Raw genomic sequence first — 12,481 nt, forward strand, 5'->3', positions numbered from 1 at the left:
CGGTATTTTTGAGGCTACCGGGTTTCTGGGATGCTGAAATGTGGGAAAGTTCGATCGCGGGCGATCGTTAAATTTGTTTAAATAGCTTGTCGAGAAACACGTTTCTCAAAATGAGCCTGAGTCTGCTGCAACAGTTGTTCGCGACTATCCTTAGCGGTGGTAATGGTAGGGAGCAAGTTGCGAGCTTGTAAAGTCATGTGAAGCTGTAGGTGTGCTACGTACTCACTGACATCTTCGCGAAGAGAGCAAGCCGGGTACTGTTTTAAAGTAGAGTTCAAAGTGTTCTCCTGCTTTGAGTTTGTAGTATTTTCTAATAATCATAGACAATATCATGGTCTATTTCTAATTGTGTACTCCGTAATGAAGTTTAACCTTTGGACTGCTGTTTTGTTACAATTGTTTACAAAGATTTCTTACCTATCAGGAGTCGATCGCCATGCAGTCTCAAGCAGTTGTAGAACACAAGCACACCTTAAGTACATTTGTCAATAGCACCACCCAAACAGCCGCCTACCTCGACATCGGGTGCGGCCGACCCTTATTGATGCTGCACGGTTTCTTCGGAGAAAAGACTTGCTGGCTGCCATTAATTGAGTTATTGCAATCTCAGTTTCGGTGCATCAGTTTAGATATGTTAGGTTTTGGAGAATCCAGTAAACCCGAAATCCGCTATGACGTAGCTGTAGAAGTTGATTTTGTCCGGCAAGTTGTAGAACAACTAAATATTGAACATTGCTGTATTATCGGACATTCTTTTGGCGGTTGGGTAGCATCTGCATATTCTCTAAAATATCCTAATTCTGTTAGCAGTTTAGTGTTAGCAGCACCGGCGGGAATTCGGGACGACACTTTTTGTGGTCAATATGATGCTTTGCGGCCACTGTTGTGGGAAACGCCAGCCGTGGATTGGGCCTTGCAGTTGGCAAAACCTTTTGCTAGTTTAGCTGGAAAAAGTGAGAAATTGCAGCAAATTTCCGGGTGGCGCAGGGAGTTAATGTCTCAACCAGTAGCAAAGTCATTTTTAATGAGCCGGATGCGGCCAGAAGATGCAGTTGATACAGTAGAAAAAGAAATTCACCAATTGCAAGTTCCTACGTTAGTCATCGCAGCAGATAGTGACGAAACAATTCCTTTATGGCACTGTCAAACCTACGCTAACGAGATACCGGGGGCCGAGTTAGCAATTATTCCCAATGCTGCTCACCGGTTGCCACAAACTCAAGCTCAAATTATGGCGAAGTTGATTTGTAAATTTTTGAATGATTAAGAAAAACGGTGCAAAAAGCCGACTCATAAAAATTGTGATAAACTACTAATTGAAAATAATTGTATTTTATTATACTACTTTAGTAATAAATACAGAATATATTGCTTAGTGTATTGTACAATTTTTTATTATGGCTCTTAAATCTTGTGTCAGCAGGAGCTACAGACATTTAATTGAGTCGGGGATATTACCAATGGCGGCAATGAGGAACTATTTTAATCTGGAAGAAATTACGACAGCCAGAAAAATTAGTGCTGCGGTAATTAATATCAGTGGCCGTCAGCGAATGCTTTCCCAACGAACGGCTTTTTTTTGCATGAGGTTAGTTGGCTCTCAGAATGGGGTAGAAAGAGCCAAACTGCGGGGGAATTTGTTAGAGGCGATCGAGCTTATGGAAAAATCGCACCGCGACTTAATTAATACTGACAGCAGCATCAATTTAGTGAGTCCCCCTTCAGCCACCGTCAAGGCACTGTATTTTGAGGCGCCACTGTATCTAGACAAACAAGTGCGCCAATATATCGATCGAATAAAAGCATTGCTGCAAGTTCCCGATGCCGAACTCAGGCCGGAAAATCCCCATCTGCTGTATATTGTCGAAGCTGCTGGCGGCGAATTACTAGAAGCTTTTGATGCCGTGGTGAGCCAATACCAGCAAGAAAGCGAAATCGAACAATTTGAAATCGATCTTAAACAGGTAGAACTTTATCAAGAAAGTTGTGCTGCTACCGCGAAAGCAGAAGCTCAAGCTGCCGAGATCGATCGCGCACTTTACGAACTCAAACAAACTCAAGCTCAACTCCTCCACAGCGAAAAAATGTCTTCGCTGGGGGCGCTAATGGCTAGTATCGTCCACGAAATTAATAACCCAGTTAGTTTTATTTATGGCAACTTGAGCCATGCCGCAATTTATACTCAAGATTTGTTGCACCTGCTGTGTCTCTATCAAGAATGCTATCCCCATCCCTGTCCCGAAATCACAGCTAAAATCGAAGAGATAGATCTTGATTTTCTAGTTGAAGACTTGCCTAAAGTTATCTCTTCCATGCAAATGGGTTCCAATCGCATTCGCGAAATTGTCAAATCTATGGGCAACTTTTCGCGAACCGATAACAGTAACATGAGTATGTGCGATTTGCACGACAGCATAGACAGCACCGTGTTAATTTTGCGAAACCGTCTCAATTCTCAAATAGACCGTCGCGACATTCAAGTAGTTAAAAATTATGGAAAATTGCCTCCTGTAGAGTGTTATTCAGGACAGCTCAATCAAGTATTTATGAATCTAATTACCAACGCGATCGATGCTTTGGATGAGGCCTCACAAAATCAGCCCTATGCTGCGCTAAAAATTTTGATCACAACAGAATTAGCGGGGCCCGATCGCGTGAGAGTGCGGATTGCTGACACGGGAACCGGAATGACACCACAGATAAAAGAGCGAATGTTCGAGCAGTTTTTCACCACCAAGGAAATCGGTAAAGGTACCGGTTTAGGATTGTCTATTGTCTACAAAATCTTAGTAGAAAATCACCGAGGAGCGCTCCGGTGCGAGTCGGAACCCTGCAAGGGAACCGAGTTTATCATTGAACTGCCGATCCAGCAAACTTAAGCAATTTACTAATCATCCAAATTTATCTATGTTAACTGTGTGTGGCACGGGAGTCCCCCCTGTGTTAACTGTGTGTGGCACGGGCGTCCCGCCTATATTAACTGTAGTTAAAATTTACACATATCCTAGTCTAATTCTAGCTTCAAAGTTGGCAACAGCTTTTCTAAATTTCTGAGAGATTTCTGTTGCCAAGGAATATCATTTGAACCCAATACCAAAAGTTGAATCGTTTTCTTTTTGCGGACGCTAATGACAAATTTAGACAGCATACTGATACCAGAACTGTTAACAAATTCCAATTGTTTTAGGTTCAAGGTAATAGTAGAAGGTTCGCCATTGGCGACCTCATCTAACAATTCGGCTATTGGTGCATACTCTGCAGGGCCGCTCAGGCTGAGTTCGCCTTGGAAAGTGACTGTGACTGATTCTGCATCGTAGTGAATGCTGTAATCTTCACCTTTAATTTCTTGAATGCCCATTGTGATTTTTTTTCCTGACTAAAATATTGCAATCGCACAAGAGAGTAAATATTGAAATGCTAGAAACTAGACCCTAATTTGAACCACAGTTGTAACAATGATGGTATCACTATCTGGTCTGCGATCGAATTTCCAACCTATCTTAGCTGAATAGTCATTAATCATCGTCAGCAATCCCAATCCCGAGGTATCGCTTTCAGATTCCGCATTCTTCTCAAGCTGCTGCAAATAAAGTTCATTTGGATCGGAAGCCATAATTTCTTGAATAAACTCCTTCAACTTATTTGCGCCTTGTGCATTCACACTATTACTGGCAAAAATTACCGCCGTCACCTCTGTTTCACCAATAAAGTGTATGCCAAATTTGACCTTATAATTAGTATCATCGTTGTTAAATTTTATCGCATTTTCTAACAGTTCGTTGGCTACGTAGCTCACAGCTCCCTTACTTTCTTTTATGCGTTTCTCGCTGCTAGCATCCTCCTCATCCACCGGTAGAAAGCTAGACAAATAATCGGCTACAAAATGAGCTGAAAGCCTGTTATTGCGCCAGCGCTGTTTGATGGGGCGAGAACTGGGGGTAAATGTAAGTTCTAGAGAGTCGTGTTCAGGAGGAAATTCTTCAATGAATTCTCCAAAAATTTGTGTCATTGTTTTTAAGCTTCCAGATGTCATGATTTCTCTCCCTCCAATTGATGTATTAATGTCACTTCTGGGTGAATTTCCACACGCCATTCCAGTTAGCAGGAATACTCTTTTCTAACAGCGATTGGATGCGTTTTAGGTAAAGTTGACTGGGCTTGTCATCTGGATTTAGGGCTACTATCTGTTCAAAACAAACTATGGCTTTAGCAAAATTTCCCTGACAATATTCTTGGAGTCCTTCCTCAAATATAGGCAAAGTGTGAATTTTAAGCGCTCGCACGGGTTCTACTTCAACATCTAACACCTCACAAACTGTAATGGCTTCTTGTCTACCTTTGACAATAGCCCGATCCAAAAAACGGATATGATACTTTTCGGGTTGACTCAAACGTTGTACCGCATCTCCAGAAATTAATAAAGATACGCCATAATACTTAGTCAAACCTTCCAGACGAGCAGTGAGATTGACATGATCTGAGAGCGCATCTGCTTGCATCCGATTCGCGTCTCCAATAATCCCAACCATCGTATCACCCACATGGATACCAATGCCGATCTTCAGCGGTATATCCCCATTTATGTTACGGCTTTGATTGTATTTCTGCAACTGCTCCAATTTCACAATTCCTGCCTGAATAGCATCATCCACGCCATCAGGAAAAACTGCCATAACTCCATCTCCAATATACTTGACAATAAAACCGTTGTGCTTACGAATTTCGGGACTAATTTGCTGTAAATAGTTATTGATGAAGTCAAAGTTTTCTTGAGGAGTCATTTGCTCCGCCATCGTGGTGAACGACCGCATATCGGAAAACATAATTGCCATTTCTTTGCTCACGTGATCTCCAAGCTGGAAATCACCCATGCTCTGCTTGCCGAGAAATTGGAGAAATTCATCGGGAACGAAACGTCCGTAAGCCTGCAAAAGTTTCTCTAATTCTTGTTCCCGCGCTTTCACCGTTTGCACCATATGGGAAAATACCTGTGCCAGTTCTCCCAGTGCATCACTGCGTGCTGCCACATCTGACAATATCTGGGGTTGAAAGCTATTGTTTTTTACAGCAATAGCTGCATCTATAACCTTTTTTACCTGCTCGATATAAGTCTGCATCTCTCGGTTTTTATGACGGATCTGGTTTTCCAGATCCGTGGAGTGTTGGGTAATAATTTCTACTAAGGTTTCATAGCTATTTTTTTCATCCTCGACTTCCTCAAGTTTTTGGCTCAACTCCTGTAGCTGGGTATGGAGTTCTTCGGGAGATTTAGATGGTGCTACATTTATTTGTGGTTTCATAATTTATACTTCCGAATCTGGAAGCGCAAAATTGTTTGACTTCCTCGCTGTAAATTATTATAACTTACAGGTGCGGAACTCGAAATCCTGTTTCTGCTTCGATGCTTGAACACTAAATCCAAGACCCCTCGTAGAAACCGGGTTGACGACGGTCAATCATAAATTATGCACAATATTTCCCTGTTGCTTCAATACTAGCAAAGTAATGTCATCAAAAACCTTTTGTTTTCCAATAAATTTTCGCAAATCATCGATGGTGGCTTCCTTGATTTGTTCGGCGCTCAAATGCCAGTTTTGAGAAACCACTTCACAGAGTCTTTCGATACCGTAGAATTTTTTGTGCATATTTCTAGCTTCGGGGATGCCGTCAGTATAAAGCACCACCCCGTCCCCCGGCTCTAAGTCTACTAAAACATGGCTAATCCAATCGGAAATATCCTCATCTAAGCCGATGGGAAATCCCAAATCTATTGTGTCTATCCGCTGGATTTGACCGCCTTTCCTGACCACAAGAGTTTCCTCATGTTGACCGCTGATACTAATTGTGCTATCGGCGTAGTTGAGCAAAGCTAGGGTCATATTTTTGTCCGAGTTCATGCGCTGGACATTTTTATAAATAGTGCGGTTGAGGGTATCTAAAAAGCGAACCGGGTCTATTTCTTGAACTTCTTTCAAAGCGCGAACAGCAGCTTGAGTCATTACCATCAAAATGCCGCTTTCTAGTCCGTGTCCGGTGACATCACCAATGCAGACCGTAACCACCCCGTCAGTACAAAGTACGTCGTAGTAATCGCCACCAACTTCCTCTGCTGGTTCCATAAAGCCAGCGATATCTAACTCTGCAATTGCAGCTAATTCCGCAGGTTTGGGCAGAATTAACTGCTGCATTTGTTTGAGGATATCGAGTTCGGCACTCATCCGCAGATTTTCGGTTTTGAGACGTTGGTTGAGGGCAGAAATTGCCTGATTCGCTTGGGCTAGTTGGGCTGTACGTTCTTCAACTTTATCTTCTAGAGTTTGATATAGCAGAGCATTCTCCAGCGAAATAGCTGCTTGGGAAGAGAGAATTTTTAAGACTTCCAATCTGTCAGGAGTAAATGCACCTGGGGCGAGACTATTTTCTAAGTACAAAATGCCGATCGCTTTACCTTGGTTAACTATGGGAGTACACAATACAGATTTAGGTTGGTGCTGAATAATGTAGGGGTCGGCCGCAAAGATATTTTCAGTAGCAATATCATTAATTACCAAGGTTTCTCTGGTACGCCAGACGTAGTTAATGGCAGTGATGGGAAGATGTTGACTTTGAGAAAGGGGAATATTCGGCAAATAGCAGCGCTCGTCTAAGCATTTAGCAACAATCGATAATTTGCCAGCTCTTTCTAAGATGATAGAGCCTTTTGAGGCTCCCGCATTTTGGGTCAAAATGCGGATCAAAGTTGATAGCAATTCCTCGACGTTTATTTCTCCAGATATGGCTTGAGAAGCTTTAATAACTGTTGCCAAGTCCAGCCTATTGCCAATATTATTGCCAGTAGAGGTTAGGGGTTCGACTATAGTTTGATCGATTGTATCTCCCGCATACAAACTTGTTTTTTGTTCGAGAATTTGGTAGAGTAATTGGGGATATTTTTGTTCTAAATCATGAATTTTTGCTGGAGCTCCCCAGCGAGCATAAGCGTAGTAAGCGTCCGTTAGATAGACGCGGGCAATTTTATCTTTGCCTAATTCAAGGTAGAATTTAGCTGCCAATTCGCCTGCTAGTGCTTCTTCTTGGAGGTATTGGTTTTTTTTTGCCGTAGCAATGGCGCGATCGTACAAATCCATTGCTTCGAGCCTGTGTCCCAATACTCGTGCTATTTCTGCGGCTACTAAGTCATACTTGTGCTGATAATTCATCGGTGCATGGAAGGCCCAAGTTTGCATTTTTTCCTGCTTGGCTGCAACTTGGTTCAAGTATTGTTCTTGAGCGATCGAATCAGCATGGGGATACAGTGCCACCAGGGCGAGGGAATGGTAAAAATTGTACTGGGGAACCATCATCAACGAGCCGACACCCGCGACATATTGCTCTGCTAGGTGGGCATTTTCCACAGCCCGATCGCGATCGCCAAACAAATAATTCACCACCAATTTAGCAAAATAAACCCCAAAGATGGAAGAGACATTATTTGCTGCCAGCAAAACTGGTAACATTTCATCTTCATTAAAACTCTCGCCCACTAACCGACAATTGTCCTCAGCTAATCCTTGTAAGTTTAATGTAAGTTGTCGCCAGATTTTAGTATAATAAGTCTGATATTCTTGTTTGGAATTCAGCATTAGCTCGAGATACTGTTCGTATTTTGTATCTACAGAGCTTAACTCTTCGCCGCTAAAAAAGCTGTAGATGCAAAGATACATAGCCGAATAGCAAGCATACTCGATATCGCCAGTTTCTAAACCGCTTTGGACTGCTGATACCAAAGACGCTATGCTCGATCGACTCGGTTCTTTCCAATGTCTCACGCAAGCATTGTACACCATCACAACTTTCGAGTGAAATTCTTGGGATGGGAATTTATCTAATACCTGCAAAGATAGTTGGCCGTATTGATAGCCTAATTCAATTTCTCCGATTACTTCACAGATTAAACTGCAACAAGCATAGGCATAACTAGCCGGTGCAGAGTTCCCATATTTGCTACAAATATGTGCCATTGTAAACACAACGGCTGGGTAAAGTTCTGGACTAGCTAGATAAGCGGCAGAAGCGATCGCACATAAAATCCTCAAAGCAGCAATTTTATAAGGATCATTAATTTCGGGCAAATTAGCTAAGGCAGATATCTCTACTGTAGCGGGAAGTTTTGTTTCCAAAGAAACACCCAGCATTCCCAAAGCTTGCAATCCCGTATCTACTGCCGATTTCATCTGATTTTGAGCAATATAAGACTGAATTTTCGCTTCGTAAACTCTGAATTGATCGAGGAGATTGTGCGCTCGACATAGAACTATTTCCGCCAGTTGGTGCGACAAATCGAACTTGGTATTCAAATATTCGGCTTCAACCGCTTCTACATAGAGATCGATCGTTAAGTCGTATAAATTTGTCCAGCTATCATCTGCTACCAGGTTTCTGCCGATAGTTAAATAATCCACAGCAGCAGCATAAGCTGTAGAATTTTTAGCTTTACGTCCCGCAATTAAGTTCAAGGAAGCTAGTTGATTTCTTTCGGTGCGATCGACAATTAATTCCACTCCAATATTCAAGTGGTTGACAATATCAAATATTCGATCTTCTTTTTCATCTTCTGGGGTATTACTCAACAACAATCTGCCAATTTTTAGGTGAGTTGACTGTTTTGCCTCATCGGGAATCAAAGAATAAGAAGCTTGTTGAACGCGATCGTGCAAAAATTTGTAACTGGGCAATTGACAATCGGCAACAGCTAATGGTGTAGACTCTCCATCATCTGCAAAAAATTTGTAAACTTCACTTTGCGGTAAAATTAGACCTTCTTGCAATGCTTTCCATAAATCAGCCGCAGTATCTATTTGAGATTTTTCACAAACAACGGCTAAGGTTTCTAAATCAAATTGACTGCCAATACAAGCAGCTAGTTGTAAAATGTTTTGAGTAGTTAGCGGCAATTTTTGCAATTGAGTCGCCATAAATTCCACGACATCATCGCTGACTGCCAATTCTCTAATTTTAGTAATATCGCACTGCCAACCACCCCTTTGTCCCCCATCCAACGGGGTAAAATCGAAATAGATTAACTTATCTTCATGCAGCTTTTTGAGGAATTGATTGCTAAAAAAAGGATTGCCTTTAGTTTTTTGAAAAATCAATTCTGTTAAAGAAATCGAGCGAGACTGCGGACAACTTAAAGCATCAGCAACTAGACGATTTAAGTCAATTTTTGAAAGTGGCGCGAGAGTAATTTGATTAATTATAGGGGCTGGGCGCTCAATACTGCGATTTGGTAGATTGCGAATCTCTGATAAAGTCAGCATTAAGGGATGAACGCTGGAAACTTCATTATCTCGATAAGCGCCAATTAGCAGCAAATGTTGACCTTCTGATTCGCCGAGCAACAATTGCATTAGTTTCAGAGATGCTGAATCTGCCCATTGTAAATCATCTAAGAATATCACTAAGGGGTGATTTTTGGTAGCAAAGACACGAATGAACTTTTGAAATAACAGATTGAAGCGATTTTGTGCAGGACTGGGTTCTAATTCCTGGACAGGAGGTTGCTGGCCAATCAGCAGTTCTAATTCTGGGATAACATCAATAATTACCTGAGCATTATCGCCTAAAGCCGATAAGATTTGGGCTTGCCACTGCTGAACTTGAGTAACACTTTCTGTCAGTAATTGCTGCAGGAAACTTTGCAAAGCTTGTACCCAAGCTGAGAAGGGAATATCACGCCTGAATTGGTCGAATTTCCCTTTGATAAAGTATCCCCGCTGCTGGACGATTGGTTTGTGAACTTCGTTCACCACAGCGGTTTTGCCAATCCCGGAAAAGCCTGCTACCAACATGATTTCGGTAGTAGCTCTAGGGGGGAGTTTCTGAGGCTCTCGGCTGCTACTAGGGGAAACCTCCAAATCGGCGGCTGCGAAATTTTCTTGGGGACAAGCGACCCGCTGGAAGGCTGCGAATAGGGCCAAAACTTCGCTTTCTCTGCCGTAAAGTTTTTCTGGAATGACAAAGCGTTCGGAAATGTCTCTGCTGCCTAATTCAAACAGTTGAATAGTGCCATGATCTGAGTATTCTTTTAAGCATTTTTCTAAATCGTGTTTGATGCCACCAACTGTTTGATAGCGTGCTTCGGCTGTTTTCGCCATCAGTTTGAGCACTATGTCATTCAATACTTGGGGGATGACAGGATTGAGGGCGATCGGGTGAATTGGCTGGCGAGCAATGTGAGAGTGAACCAATTCCATCGGATCGTTAGATTGGAATGGCAATTGTCCTGTCAACAGTTCGTAAAAAGTTACTCCTAGTGAGTAAAAATCGGTGCGGTAGTCAATCCCACGATTCATTCTTCCAGTTTGTTCGGGAGACATATAAGCTAATGTCCCTTCTAAGATGTTGGGATTTTTAATTTGTGGATTTTCTCGAGGTAAAAGCGAGGAAATACTAAAGTCTATTATTTTAACTTCTTGAGTTTTAGGGTTAATTATAATGTTCTGGGGTTTGATATCTTTGTGAATAACTTGGTGGTTATATATTGATTCTAAACAAAAGCAGATTTTAATGGCTATTTGTAAAAAATTTTCTAGGCTAGTGGTAATTGTGTCCTTGAGGTTCCAAGCATCATTGGTGATGTATTCTGCTAGAGAAATTCCGCCAAAATCCTCCATCACTAAGGCAAAACCGTTACGGTATACTTCCAGACTTAAGTGTTTGACAATACCGGAATTTTCAATATTTTTGGCAATGGTGTACTGATTGCGAAACTGCACCAGTTCGCTGAAAGTGGGATACTCTGATTTGAGCAGTTTGATGACGACTGGTTGATTGTCTGATTCAGAAAAACCTCGGTAAACCAAGGTTCTAGAGCCTGAGTAGAGTTGTTCGATCGCCCGGTAGCCGGGAATTGATATCAGGGTCATAGTTACTATAGTAGATCTTAAAGGAAGAAGGCAAAAATCGATGGAGCGATGCAATTGGGGGCACTGGTTTCAGCGATTCAGAACGTACTTACCACCGCTCAGGTTGCTAAATCCTAGTAAGCTTTTAGTTTAAGGAATATAAAAAAGTTTGCGATCCTTAGTGATTAGTTTACTACAGCCCGCAAGGTTTAGGGAAGATTTGACAAAAAAACAATGATCGATAGCTAACCGATCGCGAATCACATCAATTGTGTTAAAAACCTTTGAAGCGCTTGCTTTGTAGGATCGATCGCCTGGTAAAGTCACATTTGGGATATTCAGGGTCCTGTTGGTTGAATTCCGGACAAATTTCTTGGTATATAGCTATTTTTTTATTGTCGGAAATAGAGTTAGGGAAATTTGCGTTTTGGTTCTTGACTACTGCTGCGAATTCCGGATATAGTTCGTCTTGCTCGACTCGCGGCTGGTCGTAGAAAGCTTTGATGGCTGGTAGCGATCGCCGGGGTGGCGTACCGCTATCTAAATCTTCGCTAAAAGCAATCCAGAGTTTGGTATCAACGCTGCTCATGTAGTCGATAAACTTGACAGCATTAGCCTGACAATCTTGATTGTTACATCGAGAAGAATTCACAGCTAAAGTATCAGCAAAAACCAATGGTTTAAGTTCCTGACCATAGGGAGCTGGTGTTGCAAAAAGAGGTAGCTTTTGGGTATCGGACAAGCGGATATAGAAAGACTTTTCCGAAAAGCCAATAAAGCTGCTGACCCCTGCTAAAAAGTCCTGGTATCCCGCGTTGGGATCTTGATTATAGTAGTTGTTGACACAGCTATTTGTACCATTGACTGCACATTCCGAAGACATTTCTACTAAAGTGTTCATTACCTGCGGAACGAGCGGTTTTTCCAAAGCTTCTGTCACTTGCTCAAACCCCAACAAGTCTGTATAGCCATCCAAATAAAAGCCGATCGCATTCCAGTCACTGTTAAAATTGGCAATTAATCGCGGTTTGACGGGTGGTTTGTGAGATAAATAATTAATTAATCCCGGCACTGATTTAACTTGCAAAATATCCCGGTCTCGCCCGAATAAAAAATATGAGCACAGCCAAGTAGGAAAACCGTAGAGTTAATTGTTGTAAGTTGATGCTTGTAGACCTACTTGCCAAAACTTGGAAGTTGATATTGCTTGGGAAGCTGGAAGAATCAAATGGTTATCCACTGCATCACCTAACATTAAGGTATCAAGTTCAACTAAATCCAATCCATTTTTACCCAGAATATTCGGTAAATTGCTGTAGGTATAGGTGTCATATTCTAAATCTTGAGTCATTACTGCATTGAGCAAAACCTGGGGATTTTTTTGTTGAAACTCATTAACAATCCGCTGTACCATCGGCTGAAAATTTGCTTCTGGTGTTGTCGGTAAATAGGGGTACAACAATACCGATAAAGTCTGCTGGGCTTGATCGGTGAAACATAAATAGCGATCCGGACTATTGGGGGTGACGTTCAGATTGTCAACATTGTATGCCGTACACTCCACGCGATCGACGTTTGCGTCGAGCAATCCTGTG

9 protein-coding genes are annotated in these 12,481 nt (G+C 42.0%); 2 read left to right on the top strand and 7 right to left on the bottom strand.

Annotated elements, in window-relative coordinates; all coding sequences use genetic code 11:
* Nucleotides 1–77 precede the first annotated feature (77 nt).
* Nucleotides 78–278: a hypothetical protein gene (locus tag D0A34_05760; protein UNU18448.1), complete on the bottom strand. Its 201-nt coding sequence runs from the start codon at nt 276–278 to the stop codon at nt 78–80.
* 158 nt (nt 279–436) lie between these two features.
* Between D0A34_05760 and D0A34_05765 the strand changes: the two genes are divergently transcribed.
* Complete coding sequence (locus tag D0A34_05765; protein ID UNU18449.1) at nt 437–1,267, top strand: alpha/beta hydrolase; 831 nt, start codon at nt 437–439, stop codon at nt 1,265–1,267.
* 130 nt (nt 1,268–1,397) lie between these two features.
* The gene (locus tag D0A34_05770; GenBank protein UNU18450.1) at nt 1,398–2,879 is read left to right on the top strand and encodes a histidine kinase; all 1,482 of its coding nucleotides are present in this window, start codon (nt 1,398–1,400) and stop codon (nt 2,877–2,879) included.
* A 125-nt stretch (nt 2,880–3,004) separates the two neighbouring features.
* Here D0A34_05770 and D0A34_05775 read toward each other — a convergent pair whose 3' ends face one another.
* The 6 genes from D0A34_05775 to D0A34_05800 form a co-directional block, all read right to left on the bottom strand.
* The gene (locus tag D0A34_05775; protein ID UNU18451.1) at nt 3,005–3,358 is read right to left on the bottom strand and encodes a hypothetical protein; all 354 of its coding nucleotides are present in this window, start codon (nt 3,356–3,358) and stop codon (nt 3,005–3,007) included.
* Nucleotides 3,359–3,424: 66 nt separating this feature from the next.
* Complete coding sequence (locus D0A34_05780; GenBank protein UNU18452.1) at nt 3,425–4,033, bottom strand: ATP-binding protein; 609 nt, start codon at nt 4,031–4,033, stop codon at nt 3,425–3,427.
* A gap of 31 nt (nt 4,034–4,064) precedes the next feature.
* Nucleotides 4,065–5,300 carry an adenylate/guanylate cyclase domain-containing response regulator gene (locus D0A34_05785; protein ID UNU18453.1) on the bottom strand — a complete coding sequence of 412 codons (1,236 nt, stop codon included), beginning with the start codon at nt 5,298–5,300 and terminating at the stop codon, nt 4,065–4,067.
* A 156-nt stretch (nt 5,301–5,456) separates the two neighbouring features.
* Nucleotides 5,457–10,901, bottom strand: coding sequence for a GAF domain-containing protein (locus tag D0A34_05790; GenBank protein UNU22184.1), 5,445 nt, complete (start codon nt 10,899–10,901; stop codon nt 5,457–5,459).
* A 259-nt stretch (nt 10,902–11,160) separates the two neighbouring features.
* Nucleotides 11,161–11,958: a hypothetical protein gene (locus D0A34_05795; protein UNU18454.1), complete on the bottom strand. Its 798-nt coding sequence runs from the start codon at nt 11,956–11,958 to the stop codon at nt 11,161–11,163.
* Between the two features lie 75 nt (nt 11,959–12,033).
* Nucleotides 12,034–12,474, bottom strand: a complete 441-nt coding sequence (locus tag D0A34_05800) for a hypothetical protein (protein ID UNU18455.1) — start codon at nt 12,472–12,474, stop codon at nt 12,034–12,036.
* Nucleotides 12,475–12,481 lie beyond the last annotated feature (7 nt).

The sequence above is a fragment of the Microcoleus vaginatus PCC 9802 genome, assembly GCA_022701275.1.
Lineage (GTDB): Bacteria > Cyanobacteriota > Cyanobacteriia > Cyanobacteriales > Microcoleaceae > Microcoleus > Microcoleus vaginatus_A.